Genomic DNA, 23,377 nt, shown 5'->3' on the forward strand with positions numbered 1-23,377 from the left:
AATCGGAAAAGCCACGGTATAGTAACCCGATCACGCCAAGGAGCCGCTTATGCGCCAGAAACCCACCGTCCTCGCCCGCGAAATAGTCGCCAGTAGCCGTTTGTTCCGCGTGGAGGAAGTGCAATTGCGCTTTTCCAATGGCGTGGAGCGGACCTACGAACGCCTGGTGGGCAGGGGGGCCGGTTATGGCGCGGTCATGATCGTGGCGATGATCGACTCGGACCACGCGCTGTTGATCGAGGAATATTGCGGCGGCACCGATGAGTATGAACTGTCGTTGCCCAAGGGCCTGATTGAGCCGGGCGAGGATGTGTTGGCAGCAGCAGACCGCGAGCTCAAGGAAGAAGCCGGTTTCGGTGCCCACCAGCTGGAGCACATCACCGAGCTTTCGCTGTCCCCCGGCTACATGAGCCAGAAAATCCAGGTGGTGCTGGCCACCGACCTGTATGAAGAACGCCTGGAAGGCGACGAGCCGGAGCCGATGCGCGTCGACCGGGTCAACCTGCGGGAGCTCTCGCAGTTGGCGCAGAACGAGCAGTTCAGCGAGGGCCGCGCCTTGGCGGCGCTGTATCTGGTGCGCGACCTGTTGACTCAACGTGGAGCGTTCCAGCCATGAGCGAACTGTTCCTGGGTCACCCGTTTATTGCCCCCGTGATTGAATTGGCCCGCCAGGCCGGCGAGGTCATCCTGCCGTATTGGCGCGCCGATGTTGCCGTCACCACCAAGACCGATGATTCGCCGGTGACGGCCGCCGACCTGGCCGCTCACCATCTGATCCTCGCCGGGCTGACTGCGCTGGACCCGAGCATTCCGGTGCTCTCGGAGGAAGACGCGGATATCGACCAGAGCGTACGCGCCGGTTGGCAGCGCTGGTGGCTGGTGGACCCGCTGGATGGCACCAAGGAATTCATCTCCGGCAGCGAGGAGTTCACCGTCAACATCGCGCTGATCGAAAAGGGCCGCGTGGTGTTTGGTGTGGTGTCGATGCCTACCAGTGGTCGGTGCTACTTCGGTGGTGCCGGGCTGGGTGCCTGGCGTTCCGATGTGAGTGCTGCGCCCAAGCAAATCCAGGTGCGCCAGACACCGGCGATGGGTGAAGCGTTTACCGTGGTTGCCAGTCGTCGCCACACGAGCCCTGAACAGGACCGCTTGCTCGCAGGCTTGAGCGCCGGGTTGGGTGAGTTGAAACTGGCAAATATTGGCAGTTCATTGAAGTTTTGCCTGTTGGCCGAAGGCAGCGCCGATTGCTACCCGCGTCTGGCGCCGACCTCGCAGTGGGACACCGCCGCGGCACAGGGCGTACTGGAAGGGGCGGGTGGTGAGGTGCTGGAATTGAATGGGCAGCCGTTCAGCTATCCTGCGCGGGAGTCGCTATTGAATCCGTTCTTTTTGGCATTGCCGGCCAAGGCTGAATGGCGTGAGCGGTTGCTGACCCTGGCCCGGTCTTAAACACAACATCGATCAAAAATGTGGGAGCGGGCTTGCTCGCGAAAGCGGTCTTTCAGTGCCAGATGTATCAACTGACAGATTGCATTCGCGAGCACGCCCGCTCCCACATTTGTTATGTGTGCAGGACGTACTGGCCGGTAAAGGCTACGGCCCGCTCTTCACTGCCCTCATTGACGATCCACGTCTCCAGCGCCAAGCGCGCCCGGCCATAACGCTTATAGGTCGCCAAAAACCGCTTCCACACCTTCTCATCAGGTGCCTGGCAAATCGCCGTGGCATCCGTGGTCACCGGCAGCGGATAACTGATCTGCCCTTCCTGAATCACGATATGCCCGTCTTCGATCCCTTCCTCACGCAACTGCAAATGCAGCCAACCCCAACCCGCAAGCACGGCGCCGCAATAAAGGCTGCCACCAAACATGGTGCTCTTGTGGTTGATGTTGGCGTCGAGCGGCAAGTGCAGTTGCAGTCGCCGGTCCTGCCAGTCGATAACCTTGAGGCCCATTTCCCGGGTCAAGGGAATGTCGTGGTGAAGGATCGATTCCAGGTAACGGCTATCGCGACTCATGGTGGCCTCGTGGCAGGTGGAAAAGGGTCATTCGTCGTCAGCGTGGCTGTTGCCGCTGTCTGCGAAATTCAGCCCGTGCTTGCGCAGTTTGTCGTGCAGGGTTTTACGCGGCACGCCCAGGGCCTCGGCGAGGCTGCGCATAGAGTTGTGGGTGCGTGCCAGCTCCGCGGCGATCAGGCTTTTTTCAAACTGCTCGACCTGTTCACTCAAGCCGCCGGGTGTGCTGGTCAGTACGCCGGCAGAAGGGCTGTCCGGGGTGCTGTCCAGCGCCAGTTCAAGGCCCAGGGCGAAACGCTCGGCGGCGTTTTGCAGCTCGCGCACATTGCCCGGCCAGCTGTGACGCAACAGCAATGCGCGTTGCCCCGGTTGCAGCTCCTTCATCGGTAGCCCGTGGCGGGTGCTGGCTTCGTCGGCAAAGTGCTGGAACAGCATCAGCGCATCCTCACCCCGTTCGCGCAGCGGCGGAATGCGCAGGGGCGCGACGTTCAGGCGGTAATACAAGTCGGCGCGGAAGCGGCCCTGGTCGGCGGACTGGCGCAGGTCTTCCTTGGTGGCGGCGATGATGCGGATATCCAGCGGGATCAGCTGATTGCCCCCCAGCCGCTCCACCACACGCTCCTGCAACAGCCGCAGCAGCTTGACCTGCACATCCAGGCTCATGCTTTCGATCTCGTCGAGAAACAGCGTGCCGCCGTTGGCAAATTCGAACTTGCCGATGCGCCGTTTCTGGGCGCCAGTGAAGGCGCCTGGCTCATGTCCGAAAAGCTCGCTCTCCACCACTGACTCGGCCAAGGCACCGGCGTTGATTGCCACAAACGGGCCGGTGCGGCGGTTCGACAGGTCGTGCAGCGCACGCGCCACCACTTCCTTGCCGGCGCCGGTCTCGCCGAGGATTAGCACGTCAGCCTTGGTCGCCGCCAGTGCGCCAATCTGCTCGCGCAAGCGCAGCATTTGCGGTGAGTGCCCCACCAGGCGCGTGCTCAACTGTTGGCGGTCACTCAGGGCCAGGCGCAGGCTGCGGTTGTCCAGCACCAGGCGGCGCAAGGCCAGGGCACGGCGCACGCTGTCGAGCAGGGCGTCGCTGGCGAAGGGTTTTTCCAGGAAGTCGTAGGCGCCGGTGCGCATGGCTTGCACCGCCAGTGGCACGTCGCCGTGGCCGGTGATCAGCAGCACCGGCATTTCCGGGTCTTGGGCGTGGAGCTCCCTCAACAGTTCCAGGCCGTCCATGCCAGGCATGCGGATGTCGCTCACCACAACCCCCGGCCAATCCCGGGACAGGCGCGCGGTCAGGCCCTGGGCTTCGCCGAGGGTCAGGACTTTCAGCCCGGCCAGGTCCAGGGTCTGGCACAGGGCCTGACGCAGGTGCGGATCATCGTCGATCAACACCACCTGAATCTGGTTATCGATACTCATACACTGCGGTCCTCGGACGGTTGCAGACTGACACCCGGTGCTCCGGCGCGCAGTTTCAAGGTTAACAGCGCGCCACCTTCCTTGTGGTTGGCGAACAACAGTTCACCGCCAAAGGCGCGCATCAGGGTGTCGCAGATCGCCAGGCCCAACCCCAGGCCCTGGGTGCGGGTCTTGGTGGTGTAGAAGGGCTCGCTGGCGCGGCCCAGGGCTTCCATACAGAAGCCCGGGCCGTTGTCGCGAATGTACAGGTTGACGCCCTGTTCGGTAGTTTGGGCACTCAACCAGAGTTTGCGCGGCGGGCCTTTTTCGGTCAGGGCGTCGAGGGCGTTGGCCAGCAGGTTGCCCAGTACCTGGCGCAGGCGGGTTTCGCCGGCGGCGACCCACAAGGTGGCCTCGGGCAGGTCGCGGATCAGTTCCACTTCCATCGCCCGGCGCCGCTTGGCCAGCAGCGCCAGCGCATCATCCAGGGCCGGTTGCAGGGCCACGCTTTCCGGCGCATGCCGGTCGCGCCGGGCGAAGGCGCGCAAGTGGGCGATGATCGAGGCCATGCGCCCGGTCAATTCGCTGATCAGCTTGAGGTTGCCACGGGCGTCGTCGGTGCGTTGGTGGTCCAGCAGGATCTCGGCGTTTTCCGCGTAGCTGCGAATCGCCGCCAGCGGTTGGTTGAGCTCGTGGCTGATGCTTGCCGACATGGTGCCCAGCGCGGAAAGCTTGCCCGCCTGCACCAGGTCATCCTGAGCCCGCACCAATTCCTGCTGTGCGTGCTCGCGCTCCAGCACTTCCTGCTTCAGGCGTCGGTTGAGGCCTTCCAGGTCGCTGGTTCGCTCGATCACGCGCATCTCCAGCTCGCGGCGAGCCTTGGCTTCGAAGGCGATGCGTTCCAGGTAGTGACGACGGCGCTGCATCATCAGGCCGAGCAGCAGCATCAGCACCAGCAAGGTTGCGCCACCCACGGCAACCACGGTACGCACCGGGCGGTTGATCAAGGTGCGCGGGGCGAGAATCTCGACCTTCCAGCCGGTCTCGGCAATGTCGGTGGACTGGCGCACCCAGGCTGTGGAACTGAGGTTCAGCGGCTGCGGGTCGCGGGTCGGGTAGGGCTGGATGGCAATGATGGCCTTGCGTTCTTCGTCAGTCAGCGGCCGGGTGGCACGGAATCGCCATTGCGGGCGCGAGGTGAGGATCACCACGCCGTTATGGTCGGTCACCAGCAGTTGTTCCGGCGTGTTGCCCCACAGGCTTTCGGTGTGGTCCAGGTCGACCTTCACCACCAGCACGCCGATGATTCTGTCGCCATCGCGCACGGCAGCGGCGAAGAAGTAGCCGCGCTTGGCCGAGGTGGTGCCCAGGCCGAAAAAGCGCCCCAGGCGCCCGGCCATGGCTTCGCTGAAATACGGGCGGAAGGAAAAATTACGCCCGACGAAGCTGTCCTGCTTGTCCCAGTTGGACGCGGCGAGGGTCTTGCCGGTGGTGTCCATCAGGTACATCACTTCCACCCCGGCCTGGGCGGCGACGTCCTTGAGCAGGTGGTTGGCGTTGACCAGGTTGGTGCTGACCTGAGGTGCGTCGATGGCGGTACGCAGGGCCGGCAGGTCGCCGAGAATTTGTGGCAACACTTCGTAGCGGTGCAGGGTGCCCAGCAGGTTGGCGACGTACAGGTCCAGCGTCTGACGGTTTTGACCGGCCAGTTCGCTGCGGTAATAGCGCTCGGCCAAGTGCTCCAGCGGCCACAACAACGGTGCCAGGCACAGCGCCAGCAACGCCAGGCTGCGCCAGCGGGGTCTTCGCGGAAGGGGTGGAGTCATGGGAGTCATGCGCCTGTGGGTACAGGCGCATTATGCCTAGTGCTGCTCGGCAAGACACTCGCGAAATGCGTCGTGCCACTGCGGTTGCGAGACGTGCCACTGCTGTTGCAGGCGGCTGCAATCCAGGCGCGAGTTCAGCGGGCGCTTTGCCGGGGTCGGATAGGCGCTGGACGGAATCGGTTCCAGCTCGGTGCAGGCACGGCCGCTGGCCCGTAGTTGCTCGCCGATGGCCTGGGCAAAACCGAACCACGAGGTCTCGCCTTGGGCGGTCAGGTGATAGACACCCCAGTCTCCGGCCTGGCCTGCTTGCCAGCGTTCGATCAAGGCACGGGTGCTGTTGGCGATGGTCCCGGCCCAGGTGGGTGCACCGATCTGGTCGGCAACGATGCGCATCTGCGGTTTTTCCTGCAGCAAGCGTTGCATGGTCAGCAGGAAGTTTTTGCCATGGGTCGAGTAGACCCAACTGGTGCGCAGAATCAGGTGTTCACCGCCGACTGCGGCGATCGCCTGTTCACCGGCCAGCTTGCTTGCGCCGTAGACGCCCAGCGGGTTGGTAACGTCGCCCTCGTTGTAGGGCGCGGCCTTGCTGCCGTCGAATACATAGTCGGTGGAGTAGTGGATGAGCGGGATGCCCAGTGCCTTGGCTTCCTCAGCGAGAACGCCGGGCGCGGTGGCGTTGATGGCGAAGGCCACGTCCGGCTCGCTCTCGGCTTGATCCACCGCCGTATGGGCGGCGGCATTGATGATCAGGCCGGGGCGATGGGCGCGTACTTGCTGGCGGATCTGCTCGGGGTGCGTCAGGTCCAACTGGTCGCGGCCCAGCACGATCAACTCGCCCAGGCCCTGGAGGCGCTGTTGCAGCTCCCGGGAGACCTGGCCGTGTTGGCCGCTGATGAGGATTTTCAACGTGCTGCTCATGGGAACAGGTCGGCTTCTTTGAGGCTCATGCCGTTCTGGTCCTTGGTGGACAAGGTGGGCGCGCCGGTCAGTTGCCAGTCGATGTTGAGGTCCTGGTCGTCCCAGCGAATGCACCGTTCTGCCGAGGGCGTGTAGTAATCCGTGGTTTTGTAGAGGAACTCGGCGTAGTCGCTGAGCACCACAAAACCATGGGCAAATCCCGGTGGAATCCACAGTTGGCGATTATTCTCGGCAGACAAGCGTGCGCTTGCCCATTTGCCGAAGTTCGGTGAGCTGCGACGGATATCCACCGCCACGTCCAGCACTTCACCAGCGGTTACACGCACCAGTTTGCCCTGAGCGTGCTCGACCTGATAGTGCAGGCCGCGCAGCACACCTTTTTGCGAACGCGAGTGGTTGTCCTGCACGAACTCTTGTTGCAAACCAGTCGCCTGGGCGAAAGCCCGGGCGTTGAAACTCTCATAAAAAAAGCCGCGCTCATCGCCAAAAACCTTCGGCTCGATGATCAAAACACCGGGCAGTTCAGTGGCGGTCACATTCATTTAGTTTCCCCAGCGAGAGTGAACAAGTATTGACCATAGCCGGTTTTGCCAAAATATTTGGCCCGTTCCAGCAAGTGATCACGGTTGATCCAACCGTTCTCGTAAGCGATTTCTTCCAGGCATGCCACTTTCAAACCCTGGCGGTGCTCGATGGTCTGAACGTACGTGGAGGCTTCCAGCAGGCTATCGTGGGTGCCGGTGTCGAGCCAGGCAAAGCCACGGCCGAAGCGTTCCACGTGCAGATCGCCGCGCTGGAGGTAGGCGTTGTTGACGTCGGTGATCTCCAGTTCGCCGCGCGGTGATGGCTTGACCGCCTTGGCGATCTTGATCACGTCGTTATCGTAGAAATACAGGCCGGTTACCGCGTAGCTCGACTTTGGCTTCGCTGGTTTTTCCTCGATGGACAGCGCGCGCCCCTCGCTGTCGAAATCTATCACGCCGAAACGCTCTGGATCCTTGACCCAGTAACCGAACACGGTCGCACCGGACGGGCGCTCAGCGGCGGTGCGCAGTTGGTCGCCGAAGTGTTGGCCGTGGAAGATGTTATCGCCCAGGATCAGGCACACAGGATCATCACCGATAAACTCTTCGCCAATCAAAAACGCCTGTGCCAGACCGTCCGGGGACGGCTGCTCTGCATAGGTGAAGCGCACGCCAAACTGGCTGCCGTCGCCCAACAGATTGCGGTATTGCGGCAAGTCCACCGGGGTGGAAATCAGCAGGATGTCCTTGATCCCGGCCAGCATCAACACCGAGATCGGGTAGTAGATCATCGGCTTGTCATACACAGGCAACAGCTGTTTCGAGACGCCCAGGGTAATGGGGTGCAAACGAGTGCCGGAGCCACCGGCCAGTACGATTCCCTTCATCATGCGATCAAATCCTTAACGTCAGTGTTGCCCAATCGTTCGCCCTGATAACTGCCGTCCTGGACCCTGCGGCACCATTCCAGGTTATCGAGGTACCATTGCACGGTTTTGCGCAGGCCGGTTTCGAAGGTTTCTTCGGGCACCCAGCCCAGTTCGCGTTCGATCTTGCTGGCATCGATCGCGTAGCGCTGGTCGTGGCCCGGACGATCCTTGACGAAGGTGATCAGGTCGGTAAATTTTTCAACGCCGGCTGGACGCTGAGGCGCCAGCTCTTCCAACAGGCCGCAGATGCTGCGCACCACATCGATATTCTTCTGCTCGTTATGGCCGCCGATGTTGTAGGTCTCGCCTACCACACCTTCAGTCACCACCTTGAACAGCGCGCGGGCGTGGTCTTCGACGAACAACCAGTCGCGCACTTGCAGGCCGTCGCCATACACCGGCAACGGTTTACCGGCCAGGGCGTTGAGGATCACCAGCGGGATCAGCTTCTCGGGGAAGTGGAACGGCCCGTAGTTGTTCGAGCAGTTGGTCAGCAATACCGGCAGGCCATACGTGCGCTGCCAGGCGCGGACCAGGTGATCGGACGCGGCCTTGCTGGCCGAGTAAGGCGAACTTGGCGCATAGGGCGTGGTTTCGGTGAACAGGTCATCGACGCCGTGCAGATCGCCATACACTTCATCAGTAGAAATGTGGTGGAAGCGGAAGGCGCTTTTGGCCGGCTCTTCCAGCTTCTGCCAATAGGCGCGAGCGGCCTCCAGCAGGCTGTAGGTGCCGACGATATTCGTCTGGATAAAATCCGACGGGCCGTCAATGGAACGGTCCACATGGGACTCGGCCGCCAGGTGCATGATCGCGTCTGGCTCAAAGCGCGCGAGCACGGCGCTGACGGTGGCCTGGTCGATGATATCGGCCTGTACGAACTCATAGCGGCTGTTGTTCGCGACGCTGGTCAGCGACTCGAGGTTGCCTGCATAGGTCAGTTTGTCCAGGTTGAGCACTTCGTGCTCGGTGTGTTGAATCAGGTGCCGGATCAGAGCGGAACCGATGAATCCGGCGCCGCCGGTGATGAGAATGCGCATGTCGGAAGCCCTTTTCCTTAGACGGACATTAAGCGAATGGAGCATAGCTTGAGTTGTGGCGCGAGACGGTGCAAGGGGCGATGGCAATTTGCGTGCCGAAACACTGCATTCGCGGGGGTTGCGTAACTCCCTTCAACAATGGCGATATAAGCGCCTGATAAAGACACCAGGGGTCGTCACATGTTGCTCGCCACGTTGATTCATCGCGCCAGCCTGCCATGCCCGCAAGTCGGGCCGGAGCCTGCGGCGCAGCTACTTGAGCAGCATTACGGCCTCGGCGGGGCGATGCAGTCCCTCGGCAGCCAGCAAGACCTTAACTACCGCATCGACAGCGACCGTGGCCGTTTTGTGCTGAAAATCTGCCGGGGCGACTACGCCGCCGTCGAGTTGCAGGCCCAGCACGCCGCCCTCAAGCATCTGCAGGAACATTCGGACGTACGGGTGCCGAGGGTGATTTCGGCTCTTAATGGTGAAGAACTGCTGACCGAGACGGTCGCCGGTCAAACCGTGCACCTGCGGCTGCTGGATTACATCGACGGCCAACCGCTGACTCACTTGCCTCATTTAGGCCGTGAAGTGATCGCAGGCTTCGGCGAACTCTGCGGGCGGATGAGCCTGGCGCTGGCCGGTTTCGAGCATCCGGGCCTGGAACGCACCCTGCAATGGGACCCGCGCCACGCCTTAGAGCTGATCACCCATTTGCTGCCGACCCTCGAAAACCTCCCGCATCGTGCCGAGCTTGAGGACGTGGTGGAGCAGGTCGAGCGCCGCGTGCGGCCTTTGGCCGATCACCTGCCGTGGCAAGCCGTGCACATGGATCTCACCGATGACAACGTGGTCTGGCAGCGCGATGCCCAGCGGCATTGGCAGGTCCAGGGTGTGATCGACTTCGGCGACCTGGTACGCACCTGGCGTATTGCCGACCTGTCGGTGACCTGTGCCGCGCTGCTGCACCACGCCGAGGGCGATCCGTTCGCGATTCTGCCGGCGATTCAGGCATGCCACGCGATTACCCCGTTGCAGCACCAAGAGTTGCAGGCGTTGTGGCCCCTGATCGTCGCGCGGGCCGCCGTGTTGGTGCTGAGCAGTGAACAGCAGCAAAGCCTGGACCCAGATAACGCGTACCTGTTGAAAAACGCCGAGCATGAGTGGGAAATTTTTCATGTGGCTACCTCGGTGCCTTTTGAGCTGATGGAGGCGGCGATTCTTGGCTGTGTCGGTGCCGAGTTGCCACCCATTGCCGGCGAGGGCTTTGCGCCATTGTTACCGGGGTTGGTCGGGCGTGAATTTGCGCTGATCGACCTGGGCGTACTCAGCCCGCATTTCGAGGCGGGGAACTGGGAGCAGGAAGGCATTGATCGGCGGCTTTTAGAGGAGGCGGCCTTGGTGCATGGGCTAGCATCCAGCCGTTATGGTCAATACCGGCTGTCCCGAACCCAGCTCGACAGCGCCGTGGAACCGGAGACTTTCCCGCTTCACGTAGAACTGCATATGCCATTGGGCGCTACGGTGGAAGCGCCGTTCGCCGGCACCTTGCGCTACGCCGCCGACGGCCTGCTGTGCCTGCACAGCGCGCAGTTGAGCGTTCGCTTGTGGGGCGTGAGCGCCCTGTTGCAGCACGGCGCCGCAGTGGTAAAAGGCCAGGTACTCGGCGAAGTGGTTGCGCCGCTGACGGTGCAACTGTGCCGCGCCGAGCTTGAGCCGCCGCTGTTCTGCACGCCTTCCCGGGCCGCGGCCTGGCAGGTGTTGTGCCCGTCCCCGGCCACTTTGCTGGGGCTGGCGTGCGATGCCGAGCCGGAGTTGGACCCCGAAGCCCTGCTGGCCCGGCGCGACGCCAGCTTCGCCCGCTCGCAAAAGCACTACTACGTCGACCCGCCGCGCATCGAGCGCGGCTGGCGCAATCACCTGATTGACATGCAGGGCCGCTCCTACCTCGACATGCTCAACAACGTCGCGGTGCTCGGCCACGGCCATCCGCGCATGGCCCAAGTGGCGGCACGGCAATGGTCGCTGCTCAACACCAACTCGCGCTTCCACTATGCAGCGATTGCCGAATTCTCCGAGCGCTTGCTGGCGCTGGCGCCGGATTCCATGGACCGGGTGTTCCTGGTCAACAGCGGCACTGAGGCCAACGACCTGGCGATTCGCCTGGCCTGGGCCTACAGCGGCGGGCGCGACATGCTCAGTGTGCTGGAGGCTTACCACGGCTGGTCGGTGGCGGCCGATGCGGTGTCGACCTCGATTGCCGACAACCCCCAGGCCTTGAGCAGCCGCCCTGATTGGGTGCACCCGGTGACGGCGCCGAATACCTATCGCGGCGAATTTCGCGGGCAGGACAGTGCCCCGGACTATGTGCGTAGCGTGGAACGCAACCTGGCGAAAATCGCTGCGCAGAACCGCCAGCTGGCGGGCTTCATTTGTGAACCGGTGTATGGCAATGCCGGCGGGATTTCCCTGCCGCCCGGCTATTTGCAGCAGGTGTACGCCCTTGTCCGGGAACAGGGCGGCGTGTGCATCGCCGATGAAGTGCAGGTGGGTTACGGCCGTATGGGCCATTTCTTCTGGGGTTTTGAAGAGCAGGGCGTGGTGCCGGACATCATCACCATGGCCAAGGGCATGGGCAACGGCCAGCCATTGGGCGCGGTAATCACCCGCCGGGAAATCGCCGAGGCGCTGGAGGCCGAGGGTTACTTCTTCTCATCCTCCGGAGGAAGCCCGGTGAGTTGCCGGATCGGCATGGCGGTGCTGGACGTGATGGAGGAAGAAAAGCTCTGGGAAAACGCCCAGGTGGTAGGCGGGCACTTCAAGGCGCGTCTGGAGGCGTTGGTCCAACAGTATCCATTGGTGGGCGCCGTGCATGGTTCCGGGTTTTACCTCGGGCTGGAACTGGTCCGCGACCGACAAACCCTGGAGCCGGCCACCGAACAGACCGCACTGCTGTGCGACCGGCTGCGGGAACTCGGGATCTTCATGCAGCCCACTGGCGACTATCTGAACATCCTCAAGATCAAGCCGCCAATGGTCACCTCCCGGCACAGTGTGGATTTCTTCGTCGACATGCTGGCGAAGGTCTTGGAGGAAGGGCTGTAACATTAAACTCGATTGTTATCGGTAAGATTTGATCATTTTTCGATGGGTGGATATTTATTAGCTTCAAAAGCCGATATTTATCCGCTATAAAGGCGTCCACTTGCCCGCCGCCGAGGAGATGATCCATGAGCCGTATCGTTACCGTTGCCGCGACCCAGATGGCCTGTTCCTGGGACCTTGAAGCCAATCTCGTGAACGCTGAGCGGCTTGTGCGCGAGGCGGCTGCCAAGGGCGCGCAGATCATTTTGATCCAGGAGCTGTTCGAGGCCCCGTACTTCTGCCAGAAGCCGAACCCCGACTACCTGCAATTGGCGACTACGGTTGAAGATAACGTTGCGATCAAGCACTTCCAGAAAGTCGCCCGGGAACTGCAGGTGGTGCTGCCCATCAGCTTCTATGAGCTGGCAGGCCGCGCGCGTTTCAACAGCATCGCGATCATCGACGCCGATGGCTCCAACCTCGGGATTTATCGGAAAAGCCACATCCCGGACGGCCCGGGCTACCATGAAAAGTATTACTTCAACCCCGGCGACACCGGTTTCAAGGTGTGGAACACCCGCTATGCGAAGATCGGCGTGGGCATCTGCTGGGACCAGTGGTTCCCGGAGGCCGCCCGCAGCATGGCGCTGCAAGGCGCGGAAATCCTGTTCTACCCGACCGCCATCGGCAGCGAGCCTCACGACAAGACAATTTCGTCCCGCGACCACTGGCAGCGCGTGCAACAAGGGCATGCCGGTGCCAACCTGATGCCGCTGGTTGCCAGCAACCGCATCGGCAATGAAGAGCAGGACGGCTACGACATCACCTTCTACGGCTCGTCATTCATCGCCAATCAGTTCGGCGAGAAAGTAGAAGCACTCAACGAAACCGAAGAGGGCATCCTGGTGCACCGCTTCGATCTTGATGAACTCGAACACATCCGCAGCGCCTGGGGTTCGTTCCGCGACCGCCGTCCGAACCTGTATGGTGCGCTTAAAACCCTCGACGGTTCCCTGGAGTCCTGAATCGCCATGACCACTTTGCACAGCACCCCCCGCGCCGACGGCTTCTACATGCCTGCCGAATGGACGCCACAAACTCAAACCTGGATGATCTGGCCCGAGCGCCCGGACAACTGGCGTCTGGGCGGCAAGCCGGCGCAAGCCGCCCACGTGGCGGTGGCCAAGGCCATCGCACGCTTTGAACCGGTGACCGTGGCCGTCTCGGCCGGCCAGTACGAAAACGCCCGGGCGCGCCTGGACGTGCCGAATATTCGCCTGGTGGAAATGTCCAGCGACGACGCTTGGGTACGTGATACCGGGCCGACCTTCGTGATCAACAACACCGGCGAAGTCCGTGGGGTGAACTGGGATTTCAACGCCTGGGGCGGCTTCGACGGCGGCCTGTATTCGCCGTGGAACCGCGACTCCCAGGTGGGCGGCAAGATCCTCGAGATCGAGCGCAGCCCGCGTTACCGCACCGAGGGTTTTGTGCTGGAAGGCGGTTCAATCCATGTCGACGGCGAAGGCACCCTGATCACCACCGAAGAATGCCTGCTCAACCGCAATCGCAATCCGCACCTTCAGCGTGAGGAAATCGAAGCAGTGCTCAGCGCCAACCTGGCTGTGGATAAGATCATCTGGCTGCCGGATGGCCTGTTCAACGACGAAACCGACGGGCATGTGGATAACTTCTGCTGCTACGTGCGCCCGGGTGAAGTGTTGCTGGCCTGGACCGACGACCCGCAAGACCCGAACTACGCACGCTGCCATGCCGCCATGGACGTGCTGCAAAGCAGCACCGACGCCCAGGGGCGCTCGTTCACAGTGCATAAAATGCCGATCCCGGGGCCGCTGTATGCCACCGAGGAAGAATGTGCAGGCGTTGATCCGGTAGACGGCAGCCAGGAGCGCAATCCTAGCGTGCGGTTGGCCGGTTCCTACGTCAATTTCCTGATCGTCAACGGCGGCATCATCGCGCCGAGCTTCGACGACCCGCTGGACAGCCGCGCCAAGGAGATTCTGCAGAGCCTGTTCCCGCAGCACGAAGTGGTGATGGTGCCTGGCCGCGAACTGTTACTGGGGGGTGGCAACATTCACTGCCTCACCCAGCAGCAGCCGGCCCCGCACAAAAACTGAGTGCACTTGTAACAGCTTGATGCCGGGTTGAACGGCAATCGGGCGTGTTGCAGTTCGGGCGCTCACAGCAAGCCCACGGCCCGTCAGGTTCGTGGGCTTTTTTGCGTCCATGTGCCGATAAACCGGGCACATTGGCATAGCTCTTGTATCGGTGTTGCGACACAGAGCAGGGTGTATGACTAAGCAGTTCTGTCATAAACCTTGAGTAAGTTAGCCGCTCATGCAGTCGGAGAGAGCGCTGAAATGAATGCCGATATCAACCTGATGTACACGCGCACGTTCCACCCTTTGCGGGTGAACGGTGACGCGATCCATGCGCTGGCGCTCTGGTTGAAGGAAAACGGTTCAAGGCAGATCAGGACGCCCGACCCGCGCCGGGTGATGAGCGAACGGTACCCGGTGGGTCTGTTCAGCGAGGACGAGGTGCAGGCGTTGTGTGAGTTGATGGGCACCTTGTAGGAGCGAGCTTGCTCGCGAAGGGCGATAACGATGATGCGGGGAGCCTGACTCCCCGCAGCGACCTCAGGTTTTTCGCGAGCAAGCTCGCTCCTACAGGAACTGTTAGAAGCTGTAGGTTCCAGTCACCACCAGGCTCCGCGGGTCGCCGAACTGAATCTGCGCCGCACTGGTCGCTGACGCGTAGTACGTCTTGTCGCTGATATTGTTCAGCGCCGCCCGCACATCCCATTCCTTCTGCCGGAACCCGGCCAGTGCATCCCAGCGCCCATAACCCGGCAACACCACCGTGTTGGCGTTATCCGCGTAACGATCACCCACCAATGTCAGCCCGGTTTCCGCATACCAACCCATCTCCGGTTTCCAGGTCACGAACAGGCTGGCATTACGCTTGGCCACATCGCTGATGCGCTTGCCTTCAAAGCCATTGTTGTCCTTCACCACCTTGGCGTCCTGCACGCCAACCCCACCACGCACGTACCAGTTGCCGACGATCTTCCCGGTCGCGGTCAACTCCACGCCACGGGAGCGCTGCTCACCGCTGAGCAAGGTAATGGTCGGGTCCAGCGGGTCGCGGGTGCGGCGGTTGTAGAGTTCCAGTTCGTACACCGCCAGGGTGGTGCTCAGGCGGTCGTCGAGCCAGTCGCTCTTGACCCCGATTTCCTTCTGTTTGGTCAGCTCCGGGCTCAGGTCGTTGGCGTTGCCCGCCGCGTTGGGCGTGATGCCGATCAGGCCACCGCCGGTAGGCGAGAAGGTCTTGCTCCACGAGGCATAGAACGAATGGTGTTCCAGCGGCGTCCAGACCAGGCCTACGCGCGGGCTGGTGCTGTGGCTCACGACCTGTTCCGAGGCGTTGGTCAATTTGTTGGTGGACTCCACATCAAAGCGGTCATAGCGCAAACCGGCGAGCAGTTGCCACTGGTCGTTCAGGCGCAGTTGGTCCTGCACATACAGGCCCTGGCTTTGCGCTTCGGTGTGACTGCTGCTGAAGGCCGGCAGGCGGCCGTAGTGGCGCAGGTCCGGGTTGGGGTTGTACACATCCACGCTCGGCACAGCGGCGAGGGGCGCTCGATAGAGTTTCGGGTCACGGCGCTGATTGCCCAACTCCACGCCGGTCAGCAAGCGATGCTCCAGGCCAAAGGTGGTGAAACCGCCTTCCAGTTCGACGTTGTTGAAGAGGTTGCGTGTGGTCAAGTCCTGCTGCCAGCGCTGGCGCCCGACCTTGTTGGTTTTTGGGTCGTAGCTGACGGCATAGGTGTTATCGAAGTCGCTGTCGAGGGTGAACACCCCTAGCGTATGGCGCAGTTGCCAACTGTCGTTCAGTTCATAGGCAAGCCGGGAGCGCAGGGATTGGGACTTGTCGTCGATGTAATCGCGTTTGTCACCATAAGTAGTGCCGCGGCTGACATCCGCCGGGCGCCCGTTGACCCCGGGAATGCCACGGTCCGGCGTGCGGTTGTAGCGGCTGTATTCGTACTGCACCAGCCAGTTCAGGTCTGGGGTCAGTTGCCAGCTCATGGACGGCGCAAACAGCTGGCGATTGCCGCTGACGCCATCGCGGAAACTGTTGTTGTCCTCGTTGCCCATGTTCAGGCGCAGGCTGATGTTATCGGTGGCGTCGGTGCTGAGGTCGGCGTACAGGCTGCGCAAATCATTGCTACCGCCCTGGGCCTCGATGCTGGAGGCGTGACCGGCCTGGGGCAGCTTGCTCACGCGGTTGACGATGCCGCCCTGGCCGCCTCGGCCGTACAACACCGCTGCCGGGCCCTTGAGTACTTCGATGCGCTCGATGTTGTGCAGGTCGCGCACGTATTGGCTGTCGTCGCGAATACCGTCCAGGTAGAAGTCGTTGCTGGCGTCGAAGCCACGGATGCGCAGGCTGTCGAAACGCGTGTCGGCGCCGCTGCTGACGTTGGGTACGCCGCTCAACGCCTGGCCCAGGTCATTGGTCCCGTAGGAGCGCAGGTTGTCGGTTTTTACCGAGTCGATAGCCTGGGGCACATAACGCACGGGCGTAGAGGTGCGGGTGGCGGTGCTGGTTTCCTTGACGCGCGGGTCGTCCTCGTCGGCTTCGGCACTTACGGAGGTTTCCGGCAGGACGGTTGCAGCGCAGGCAAATCCGGCAGACAGCAGGACAGAAAGCCCAAGGGTAATGGGCGTCAGGCGGAAGGCAGGCATCGGGGTGTGTATCCAAAAAGGTTGGGAGGATAAAAGTACGTTAATGGTAATGCTTACTATTTGCGCAGGTTATCTATTCCTAAACGTACCTTTCTGAAAACTGTTACGGCGTATGTTTTTCAGGGTTATTCGACCGATTCTCGAAACAGTCTGAAAGCCAATCCAGGGTTTTTCCCAACTGTGCGTAAGACTAATCTGCCGTGCATCAACGTCCATCGGAGTCCGTCATGACGGCAGCCACGCTTCACTACATTTATGACCCGCTGTGCGGCTGGTGTTACGGCGCCGAGCCGCTGCTGCACGCCGCCCATAGCGTGTTGCCGATCCAGTTGCACGGCGGCGGGATGATGACCGGCGCCAATCGCCAATCCGTATCGCCGCAGTTACGTGACTACGTCATGCCCCACGACCGGCGTATCGCCGAGTACACCGGGCAACCGTTTGGCGAAGCGTATTTTGAAGGCCTGCTGCGCGATCACGACGCGGTGTTCGACTCAGCCCCGCCGATCACCGCAGTACTGGCCGCCGAAAAAATCGCCGGTCGCGGCCTGGAACTGCTGGCGCGTTTGCAAACGGCGCACTACGTCGAAGGCCTTCGAATCGCTGATCGCGACGTGCTGATTGATCTCGCCGAATCCATCGGTTTGGATCCTCAAATCTTCAACGCCGTCTTCAGTGAAATCCTGGGCGCAGACACTCAAGCACACATCAAAAACAGCCGCCAATGGCTGGCAAAAATTGGCGGCCAGGGCTTTCCCACGTTGGCCCTGGAGCAGGATGAGCAGCTGCATTTGATCGACATCAGCCCCTGGCTGGGCAAGCCCGAAGCCTTCGCTGAGTGGCTGAGACAAAGAGTCGCAATTTCGATTAAACCCACCCAATCGAGTGCACCAATGTGTGGCCTGCACGGGTGCGAAGATCGGAGAGAGGCTAGATAGAGCCTTGGAGGGTGATGGCCATTTAATGTCTCTTAGACTTTTTTAGCCTAAATACAGACGATTCACGAAATTGACACACAGTAAAGGGCGCGGATAGGATTCGCCCCAACGCCTGTGGCTAACCGCCATGACTTCCCCAATAAAAAAAGGCCCGCGGCATTTCACGTCGTCCGCGGGCCTTTTTTTATCTGGGAGAGTCGACACCAGAAAAGCAACACGGAGCCTGGTGTCACAGAGCGTACTCAACCAGTAATAAGGAATATAAGAAAATGTTGAAGCAACGGATGGGGCTGATCGCTCTGGGGATTTTGAGCGCTACGCAAGCAATGGCTGATGACCAATCCCAATCGAAGGGTTTTGTTGAAGACAGCCACCTGAACATCGCGGCACGCAACGCGTACATCAGCCGCGACTACAAAAACGGCAGGCAAGACAAAGCTGAATGGGGCCAGGGCTTCATCGGCAAGTTCGAATCCGGCTTCACCCAAGGCACCGTCGGTGTGGGTGTGGACGTGATCGGCCAATACGCCATTCGCCTGGATGGTGGTAAAGGTCGCAGCGGCGCGGGTGGTATCGACTTCTTCAAACAAGGCGACAGCGGCGCAGCTGCCGACGACCTGGCCAAGGGCGGCGCAGCCGTCAAGGCACGCATCTCCAACACCGTAATCAAATACGGTCAGCAGATGCCAGCGGTGCCGGTCCTGCAGTACGACAACTCCCGTCTGTTGTCGGAAACCTACGAAGGTACTTCGATCGTTTCCAAAGAAATCGCCGGCCTGCAACTGGACGCTGGTCACTTCACCAAGGAAGCTCGCAAGAGCGCCGAAGGTTCCGACAGTGGCGCGCTGAAAAGCATCGACTACATCGGCGGTAGCTACAAATTCACCGAAAGCCTGTCGGCAGCGCTCTACGCTTCCAACATGCAGGACGTGCTGAAGAAGCAATACGTCAACGTCAACTACGTGCTGGCCCTGCCAGAGAAACAATCGTTGACCTTTGACTTCAACGGCTACAAAACCAAGCTGGACCGCAGCTTCGCCCTGGAAAACCAAGGTGATGCCGACGCTCGCGACAACAAAATCTGGAGCCTGGGCGCCACATGGGCCGTTGGCCCGCACAGCTTCACCGTGGCTCACCAGCGCAGCACCGGTGACACCGGTTACCTGTACGGCGGCTACCGCAACGCAGGCGGCATCGGCGACGGTGGCAACACCATCCTGCTGGCCAACTCCTACTGGTCTGACTTCAACGGCAAGGACGAGCGCTCCTGGCAAGCAGGCTACGGCCTGGACTTCAGCGCTTTCGGCGTGCCTGGCCTGACCTACAACATCGCTTACGTGCGCGGCACCAACATTGACGACGGTTCCAACCGCGGCAGTGGCACCGAGCGTGAGATCTTCAACCAGTTCAAATACGTGGTACAGAGCGGCCCGGCTAAAGACCTGAGCCTGCGTGCCCGTGCGTCGTGGTTGCGCGTTTCCAACAACGCCAGCAACTACAACGTGGGTGGTAACGAGATCCGCCTGTTCGCCGACTACCCAATCAACGTTTTCTAATTGATTCGGCGTCGCGCCTGATTCAAAGCGATAAAAAACCCCGACTGGTCGGGGTTTTTTTATGCCTGCGATCCGGGCTATTGATTACACCGCATCACTAATGAAGTACTCCGCCCCACCTTTATCCACCTCAAGCAACCTCATAAATTGGCCTCACTGCCTGCCCACCACACCGATGGGCAAGTCACTGGAGCCTTGTCATGCCATTTGTCAGCGTACGTATCACCCGCGATGGCGTCACCTCGGAGCAGAAAGCCCAGGTCATTGCCGAAATCACCGAAACCCTCGAGCGCGTCCTTAACAAACGCCCCGACCTGACCCACATCGTCATCGAAGAAGTCGACACCGATAACTGGGGCTACGCCGGCATCACCACCACCCAGTACCGCAAGCAGCTCGCGGAAAATCCGTCATGAGCACGCCCGTCACCATCGACTTCATTTCCGACGTGGTCTGCCCATGGTGCGCCCTGGGCGCCACTGCCCTGGAACAAGCCATCGACAACCTGGCGGGCGAAGTGAAGGTTGAACTGACCTTCAAACCCTTCGAACTCAACCCCGACATGCTGGCCGAAGGTGAAAACGCCGTCGCCCACATGATGCGCAAATACGGGCGCAGCGCTGAAGAAGTCGCCAGCGGGAAAAGAATGCTGATGGAGCGGGGCGCGGCCATCGGCTTCACCTTCGACCTGGAAAAACGCAGCCACTTCTACAACACCTTCGACGCTCATCGGTTGCTGTTTTGGGCGTTGCAGCAAGGGCGGCAGATCGAGCTGAAAAAGGCGCTGCTGCATGGGTATTTCACCGATGGCCAAAACGTCAGCGACCACGAAACCCTGGCTCGTTTAGCCGCCGAAGCCGGGCTTGAAATCGAAGGCGCACGACGGGTGCTGGGCTCTGCCGCCTACGGCAATGAAGTGCGCGAGCTTGAAGCGTTCTACCGCGAGCACGGCATCAACTCCGTACCGTCCATGGTCCTCAACGGCCGCCAGTTGGTCTCCGGATCGCAATCCGTCAGTTACTACGAACAGATGCTGCGGGAAATGTCCGCCGCGGCTGCTTGAACCATCCCCTTTTCTATATAGAGGTTTCATCATGAGCAATTCGAAAAAAGTCGTTGTGATCACCGGCGCATCCCAAGGCCTCGGCGCGGCTGCGGTCAAGGCTTACCGCGAGCTGGATTACCGCGTGGTTGCCACCTCCCGGTCGATCAAACCGTCGACGGATCCGGACATCCTCACCGTGGCGGGCGACATCGCCGACCCGGCCACCGCCGAGCGCGTGATCCGCGAAGGCGTGGCGCGTTTTGGCCGCATCGACAGCCTGATCAACAACGCCGGCATCTTCGTCGCCAAACCCTTCACCAGCTACACCCACGAAGACTACGTGAACGTGCTGGCCGTGAACCTCAACGGGTTCTTCTACATCACCCAACTGGCGATTACCGAGATGCTGAAACAGGGCGCCGGGCACATCGTCAACATCACCACCAGCCTGGTGGACCACGCGATTGATGGCGTGCCATCGGTGCTGGCTTCGCTGACCAAAGGCGGACTGAACTCGGCGACCAAATCGCTGGCGATTGAATACGCCAAGCGCGGGATTCGAGTGAATGCGGTGAGCCCCGGGATTATCAAGACGCCGATGCATGGCGAAGAGACGCATGCGGCGTTGGGTAGCCTGCATCCGGTTGGGCATATGGGAGAGGCGCGGGATATTGCGCAGGCGATTGTGTATTTGGAGTCGGCAGGGTTTGTGACGGGGGAAATTCTGCATGTGGATGGTGGGCAGAGTGCTGGGCACTAAGCAACGCGGCTGAACGAAAAACGCCCCGGACCGTGATGGTTCGGGGCGTTTTTGTGGGTGGCGTATAAAGCAGTCAACCGGCTGTTGTAGGGGCGACCTGCTCCAATGCCCGATCTGCCAGCAGTGAACTCAACTCAATCAATTGCTGAATTCCCAATGCCACTGCCCTTTGTGATCCTTCCAGCTCAAATGCCAGGTTCGAAACCATTTCGTTAGCTGACGAGAGGGTTTCTGCCACATTGGCAAGCAGCGTTTCTGTATCCACATCGGGAGAAACAGAGAAAAGATTGCCGCCTGGACGCGCCGCAGGTTCTGCGTCGTCTGATGGGTGCAAGTAATGATCAATCGCCCGTTGTGCTGCCGCATGAAGTTTGGCGTCGGTTGGGGCTTGAGGTGGGTTAGGTGTGACCTTGAACATGGCGAAGCTCCTTTAGCGATTCAGGAACTGCCAATCTCACTTCCACATGAGGGTGGCAGCTGTGCGCAGGTGTGGAAGACCGGGGCTAAAGGAACCCGGCGCACCGAAGTGCCCCGCACACAGCCGCCATAACACAAGAATACAGGCGAAAAAAAACGCCGATAGGTGTTCATGGGCGTTTGAGCGCCTTTAGCCATAGTACGGACTTCCACATCCGGCCGCTGATTTTGCAGCGGCTGGCGGAGGTTAGCGGGGCTCGGGGCGGGGAAGCAACCTGATATGGGTGTACGAAAATTCAGTGGGGAGGAAAATTAATCGGTCATCTTTTCCGTCGTTGAAGCCTATGAGGCTCCATCGTAAAGGGGACGGATTTATTTATCGCTCTGCACTGTTCCGCCTAAACCCAAAATTTCGCATACAAAGATCGATGCGAGCGTGGTTACAGGAGTCGCGGCTTTCGAAAGGTTTGCAGAGGGACGTGGGAGCAGGTAGATGATCAGCAGGAAAGTAGTGAGGCTGCCAGATCAGGATCTGCGGTAGGGACACCCCAGAAACAACAAAGCCCTCACATTTCTGTGAGGGCTTTGTTTTGTATGGTGCCGGCACCAGGAGTCGAACCCGGGACCTACTGATTACAAGCTAGGTGCTCAGAACATATAAATCAATGAGTTACGAGATTCCTTGTTACGTGCGGACGCGCCAAAGCCCGCGTAGATAGCGGGCTCTGGTTCGCTTGTTACGTGGGGTTTGCTCAGTCTGCAGATGGTGAGACTGTGGGGATGCTCAGGTCGTAGACGTCCATCATCTTGGGGTCACGATGGCCGCTGGCCTCTTGCTTGTCCGCTCGGTTGCCAACGGTGTCGGTGATGCCGCGCCGTTTCAGGTCATGGAGGGCAAACCGCTGTTCTGGCGTGATGAACTCGTCCGCGAGTGCCAGGGTGATGAAGCGTTGCCAAGCCGTGTCCAGGCTGGTTTTTCGAAGCGGGCCGCCGTGGCTGGCCACAATGATGTTGCGACGAGACGGCATGATCGGAATCGCGGTTTTGCGTTTGGCCCATATCTTGGCTCGATAGGCCTTCGCGTGGTCCCAGGCTTTGCGCAGCCGTGGCGTCCAACGCACGATGTTGTCGCGGCTGCCCTTACGGCGGTTGGTCAGTATCCCGCTCTCCAGCTCGTTTTCGTCTGTAAGGGTCACGACCTCGATGCCGCGCAACCTGCAGAGGTAAGCCAGCTCCATGACGTAGCCCAGGTATTCAGGACAGCCGCCTTTCTCGTTGCGCTGCAGCAGGCCCCTGGCAATTGCCCGGTCGATAAGGGCGTCCATGACCTGATGATTCGGTAGGCGGCGCTGCTTGCGCTCTACGGGCGCTTCAATGCCCAGGGCAGGGTTCACGTCCAGGAAGCCCCGATTGCGGCCCCACTGCAGTACACGGCGAAGGTAACGCAAAGCGTGAGCGGCCTTCGATGGCGTGCCTTCGTCCGCGATTCGATCAACGATCCGTTGCACCAGGGCAGAAGTAAATTTCCGAACGGCCAGATCCCCCAGTGGTTTCCCCAGCTTGGTGGGGATGTTCAGCAGAACATCGCGGGAGTAGCAGTAATCGTCATGAGTTTTGGAACTGAGCTTCTTGTAACGATCGCTGTCATGAAACTGCGCACAAACGTAGCGAAGCGTTCCACGGTCGACATTGGTGGCCTCGTCCATGATCTGGTGTAGCTCTGCCAGTGAAACGCCAGCTGGCGCAATGTTGCGCCGGCGCTGTGTGCCCGTCTCGTCGCGATGAAGGGTGTACCAAACCCCCTCGTTTCGCTGGTCAAAGTAAACGGCCGCTGGGAGAGCGGCCTGGTCAATGTGAGCGGGAATGTGCGGATTGTGCTTCCGCGTCCGTGCTTTCCTCATAGGATGTCGGCGTCGTATCGCTCTGCAGCGGCAGGCTTCATGCCTGCGGCTTGGTTGATAAGGTCCAGCGTTGTCCAGGGCCCTGTGCGGCCACGGAACAGGCGAACGCCCTGGTCTATCAGCGTCCGCTCAACATCAGACCGGCGTTGGTAGCCGGTAATGCGTTGCAGGTCGGTGAATACCAGGACGTTGTCCGATCGGGAGTTCATTGCTAGCCCTCTGTAAGCTGGAGCACCCCGGGCAGTCTAGCGCTGCAGCCGGGGCATGGTTATT

22 protein-coding genes are annotated in these 23,377 nt (G+C 60.7%); 11 read left to right on the plus strand and 11 right to left on the minus strand.

Translation table 11 applies throughout. The annotated features are described in order from the left end of the window. Positions 1 to 49 precede the first annotated feature (49 nt). The gene (gene nudE, locus ACA046_RS01420; protein WP_459025365.1) at positions 50 to 616 is read left to right on the plus strand and encodes an ADP compounds hydrolase NudE; all 567 of its coding nucleotides are present in this window, start codon (positions 50 to 52) and stop codon (positions 614 to 616) included. Further along, positions 613 to 1,449, plus strand: coding sequence for a 3'(2'),5'-bisphosphate nucleotidase CysQ (cysQ, locus tag ACA046_RS01425; protein ID WP_497675764.1), 837 nt, complete (start codon positions 613 to 615; stop codon positions 1,447 to 1,449). Before nudE ends, cysQ begins: the two co-directional genes overlap by 4 nt. Positions 1,450 to 1,561: 112 nt before the next feature. Here cysQ and ACA046_RS01430 read toward each other — a convergent pair whose 3' ends face one another. From ACA046_RS01430 to rfbB, 7 genes are read right to left on the minus strand one after another with little or no spacing between them, the layout of a single operon-like run. Then, positions 1,562 to 2,017, minus strand: a complete 456-nt coding sequence (locus ACA046_RS01430; RefSeq protein WP_459025368.1) for a YiiD C-terminal domain-containing protein — start codon at positions 2,015 to 2,017, stop codon at positions 1,562 to 1,564. A gap of 27 nt (positions 2,018 to 2,044) precedes the next feature. After that, positions 2,045 to 3,430, minus strand: a complete 1,386-nt coding sequence (locus ACA046_RS01435) for a sigma-54-dependent transcriptional regulator (protein ID WP_497675765.1) — start codon at positions 3,428 to 3,430, stop codon at positions 2,045 to 2,047. After that, positions 3,427 to 5,235 (minus strand): sensor histidine kinase, encoded by a 1,809-nt coding sequence (locus ACA046_RS01440; protein ID WP_497675766.1) that lies wholly within the window; start codon positions 5,233 to 5,235, stop codon positions 3,427 to 3,429. Before ACA046_RS01440 ends, ACA046_RS01435 begins: the two co-directional genes overlap by 4 nt. A gap of 36 nt (positions 5,236 to 5,271) precedes the next feature. Continuing rightward, the gene (gene rfbD / locus ACA046_RS01445) at positions 5,272 to 6,153 is read right to left on the minus strand and encodes a dTDP-4-dehydrorhamnose reductase (RefSeq protein WP_497675767.1); all 882 of its coding nucleotides are present in this window, start codon (positions 6,151 to 6,153) and stop codon (positions 5,272 to 5,274) included. Beyond that, positions 6,150 to 6,695: a dTDP-4-dehydrorhamnose 3,5-epimerase gene (gene rfbC / locus ACA046_RS01450; protein WP_497675768.1), complete on the minus strand. Its 546-nt coding sequence runs from the start codon at positions 6,693 to 6,695 to the stop codon at positions 6,150 to 6,152. The genes rfbD and rfbC overlap by 4 nt, the downstream gene beginning before the upstream one ends. Then, a complete protein-coding gene (gene rfbA / locus ACA046_RS01455) occupies positions 6,692 to 7,567 on the minus strand; it encodes a glucose-1-phosphate thymidylyltransferase RfbA (protein WP_076018162.1) in 876 nt (291 codons plus the stop codon). Before rfbA ends, rfbC begins: the two co-directional genes overlap by 4 nt. Continuing rightward, the gene (rfbB, locus tag ACA046_RS01460; RefSeq protein WP_318303928.1) at positions 7,564 to 8,646 is read right to left on the minus strand and encodes a dTDP-glucose 4,6-dehydratase; all 1,083 of its coding nucleotides are present in this window, start codon (positions 8,644 to 8,646) and stop codon (positions 7,564 to 7,566) included. The genes rfbA and rfbB overlap by 4 nt, the downstream gene beginning before the upstream one ends. Positions 8,647 to 8,826: 180 nt before the next feature. Here rfbB and ACA046_RS01465 point away from each other — a divergent pair, with 180 nt between their 5' ends. From ACA046_RS01465 to ACA046_RS01480, 4 genes are all read left to right on the plus strand, one after another. Beyond that, positions 8,827 to 11,736, plus strand: a complete 2,910-nt coding sequence (locus tag ACA046_RS01465; protein WP_497675769.1) for an aminotransferase — start codon at positions 8,827 to 8,829, stop codon at positions 11,734 to 11,736. A 125-nt stretch (positions 11,737 to 11,861) separates the two neighbouring features. After that, positions 11,862 to 12,740 (plus strand): N-carbamoylputrescine amidase, encoded by an 879-nt coding sequence (aguB, locus tag ACA046_RS01470; protein ID WP_497675770.1) that lies wholly within the window; start codon positions 11,862 to 11,864, stop codon positions 12,738 to 12,740. 6 nt (positions 12,741 to 12,746) lie between these two features. Then, the gene (gene aguA / locus ACA046_RS01475) at positions 12,747 to 13,853 is read left to right on the plus strand and encodes an agmatine deiminase (RefSeq protein WP_497675771.1); all 1,107 of its coding nucleotides are present in this window, start codon (positions 12,747 to 12,749) and stop codon (positions 13,851 to 13,853) included. Positions 13,854 to 14,096: 243 nt separating this feature from the next. Beyond that, on the plus strand, positions 14,097 to 14,312 hold the full coding sequence (locus ACA046_RS01480) for a hypothetical protein (protein WP_167663014.1): 216 nt from the start codon (positions 14,097 to 14,099) through the stop codon (positions 14,310 to 14,312). A 102-nt stretch (positions 14,313 to 14,414) separates the two neighbouring features. On the opposite strand, the gene ACA046_RS01485 is transcribed toward ACA046_RS01480, so the two are convergent. Next, positions 14,415 to 16,487, minus strand: coding sequence for a TonB-dependent receptor (locus ACA046_RS01485; RefSeq protein ID WP_497675772.1), 2,073 nt, complete (start codon positions 16,485 to 16,487; stop codon positions 14,415 to 14,417). 227 nt (positions 16,488 to 16,714) lie between these two features. Between ACA046_RS01485 and ACA046_RS01490 the strand changes: the two genes are divergently transcribed. The 5 genes from ACA046_RS01490 (at position 16,715) to ACA046_RS01510 (ending at position 20,786) form a co-directional block, all read left to right on the plus strand. Further along, a complete protein-coding gene (locus tag ACA046_RS01490; protein ID WP_497675773.1) occupies positions 16,715 to 17,425 on the plus strand; it encodes a DsbA family protein in 711 nt (236 codons plus the stop codon). A 269-nt stretch (positions 17,426 to 17,694) separates the two neighbouring features. Further along, positions 17,695 to 18,981, plus strand: a complete 1,287-nt coding sequence (locus ACA046_RS01495) for an OprD family porin (protein ID WP_497675774.1) — start codon at positions 17,695 to 17,697, stop codon at positions 18,979 to 18,981. 200 nt (positions 18,982 to 19,181) lie between these two features. Next, positions 19,182 to 19,397 (plus strand): tautomerase family protein, encoded by a 216-nt coding sequence (locus ACA046_RS01500; RefSeq protein ID WP_003218111.1) that lies wholly within the window; start codon positions 19,182 to 19,184, stop codon positions 19,395 to 19,397. After that, positions 19,394 to 20,044 carry a DsbA family oxidoreductase gene (locus tag ACA046_RS01505; RefSeq protein ID WP_497675775.1) on the plus strand — a complete coding sequence of 217 codons (651 nt, stop codon included), beginning with the start codon at positions 19,394 to 19,396 and terminating at the stop codon, positions 20,042 to 20,044. Before ACA046_RS01500 ends, ACA046_RS01505 begins: the two co-directional genes overlap by 4 nt. 31 nt (positions 20,045 to 20,075) lie before the next feature. Beyond that, positions 20,076 to 20,786 carry an SDR family NAD(P)-dependent oxidoreductase gene (locus ACA046_RS01510; protein ID WP_003218108.1) on the plus strand — a complete coding sequence of 237 codons (711 nt, stop codon included), beginning with the start codon at positions 20,076 to 20,078 and terminating at the stop codon, positions 20,784 to 20,786. A 73-nt stretch (positions 20,787 to 20,859) separates the two neighbouring features. On the opposite strand, the gene ACA046_RS01515 is transcribed toward ACA046_RS01510, so the two are convergent. The 3 genes from ACA046_RS01515 to ACA046_RS01525 form a co-directional block, all read right to left on the minus strand. After that, complete coding sequence (locus tag ACA046_RS01515) at positions 20,860 to 21,204, minus strand: DUF6124 family protein (RefSeq protein WP_497675776.1); 345 nt, start codon at positions 21,202 to 21,204, stop codon at positions 20,860 to 20,862. Positions 21,205 to 21,955: 751 nt separating this feature from the next. Then, positions 21,956 to 23,104 (minus strand): site-specific integrase, encoded by a 1,149-nt coding sequence (locus tag ACA046_RS01520; RefSeq protein ID WP_497675777.1) that lies wholly within the window; start codon positions 23,102 to 23,104, stop codon positions 21,956 to 21,958. Next, entirely contained in the window at positions 23,101 to 23,313 is a 213-nt protein-coding gene (locus ACA046_RS01525) for a hypothetical protein (RefSeq protein WP_063033560.1), read from the minus strand. Before ACA046_RS01525 ends, ACA046_RS01520 begins: the two co-directional genes overlap by 4 nt. Between the last annotated feature and the right edge of the window lie 64 nt (positions 23,314 to 23,377).

The sequence above is a fragment of the Pseudomonas sp. LBUM1641 genome (assembly GCF_059716235.1).

What these genes read in the sequence shown, in the direction of transcription:
- nudE (WP_459025365.1), top strand. Translation starts at nt 50, where the DNA reads ATGCGCCAGAAACCCACCGTCCTCGCCCGCGAAATAGTCGCCAGTAGC.
- cysQ (WP_497675764.1), top strand. Translation starts at nt 613, where the DNA reads ATGAGCGAACTGTTCCTGGGTCACCCGTTTATTGCCCCCGTGATTGAA.
- ACA046_RS01430 (WP_459025368.1), bottom strand. Translation starts at nt 2,017, where the DNA reads ATGAGTCGCGATAGCCGTTACCTGGAATCGATCCTTCACCACGACATT.
- ACA046_RS01435 (WP_497675765.1), bottom strand. Translation starts at nt 3,430, where the DNA reads ATGAGTATCGATAACCAGATTCAGGTGGTGTTGATCGACGATGATCCG.
- ACA046_RS01440 (WP_497675766.1), bottom strand. Translation starts at nt 5,235, where the DNA reads ATGACTCCACCCCTTCCGCGAAGACCCCGCTGGCGCAGCCTGGCGTTG.
- rfbD (WP_497675767.1), bottom strand. Translation starts at nt 6,153, where the DNA reads ATGAGCAGCACGTTGAAAATCCTCATCAGCGGCCAACACGGCCAGGTC.
- rfbC (WP_497675768.1), bottom strand. Translation starts at nt 6,695, where the DNA reads ATGAATGTGACCGCCACTGAACTGCCCGGTGTTTTGATCATCGAGCCG.
- rfbA (WP_076018162.1), bottom strand. Translation starts at nt 7,567, where the DNA reads ATGATGAAGGGAATCGTACTGGCCGGTGGCTCCGGCACTCGTTTGCAC.
- rfbB (WP_318303928.1), bottom strand. Translation starts at nt 8,646, where the DNA reads ATGCGCATTCTCATCACCGGCGGCGCCGGATTCATCGGTTCCGCTCTG.
- ACA046_RS01465 (WP_497675769.1), top strand. Translation starts at nt 8,827, where the DNA reads ATGTTGCTCGCCACGTTGATTCATCGCGCCAGCCTGCCATGCCCGCAA.
- aguB (WP_497675770.1), top strand. Translation starts at nt 11,862, where the DNA reads ATGAGCCGTATCGTTACCGTTGCCGCGACCCAGATGGCCTGTTCCTGG.
- aguA (WP_497675771.1), top strand. Translation starts at nt 12,747, where the DNA reads ATGACCACTTTGCACAGCACCCCCCGCGCCGACGGCTTCTACATGCCT.
- ACA046_RS01480 (WP_167663014.1), top strand. Translation starts at nt 14,097, where the DNA reads ATGAATGCCGATATCAACCTGATGTACACGCGCACGTTCCACCCTTTG.
- ACA046_RS01485 (WP_497675772.1), bottom strand. Translation starts at nt 16,487, where the DNA reads ATGCCTGCCTTCCGCCTGACGCCCATTACCCTTGGGCTTTCTGTCCTG.
- ACA046_RS01490 (WP_497675773.1), top strand. Translation starts at nt 16,715, where the DNA reads ATGACGGCAGCCACGCTTCACTACATTTATGACCCGCTGTGCGGCTGG.
- ACA046_RS01495 (WP_497675774.1), top strand. Translation starts at nt 17,695, where the DNA reads ATGTTGAAGCAACGGATGGGGCTGATCGCTCTGGGGATTTTGAGCGCT.
- ACA046_RS01500 (WP_003218111.1), top strand. Translation starts at nt 19,182, where the DNA reads ATGCCATTTGTCAGCGTACGTATCACCCGCGATGGCGTCACCTCGGAG.
- ACA046_RS01505 (WP_497675775.1), top strand. Translation starts at nt 19,394, where the DNA reads ATGAGCACGCCCGTCACCATCGACTTCATTTCCGACGTGGTCTGCCCA.
- ACA046_RS01510 (WP_003218108.1), top strand. Translation starts at nt 20,076, where the DNA reads ATGAGCAATTCGAAAAAAGTCGTTGTGATCACCGGCGCATCCCAAGGC.
- ACA046_RS01515 (WP_497675776.1), bottom strand. Translation starts at nt 21,204, where the DNA reads ATGTTCAAGGTCACACCTAACCCACCTCAAGCCCCAACCGACGCCAAA.
- ACA046_RS01520 (WP_497675777.1), bottom strand. Translation starts at nt 23,104, where the DNA reads ATGAGGAAAGCACGGACGCGGAAGCACAATCCGCACATTCCCGCTCAC.
- ACA046_RS01525 (WP_063033560.1), bottom strand. Translation starts at nt 23,313, where the DNA reads ATGAACTCCCGATCGGACAACGTCCTGGTATTCACCGACCTGCAACGC.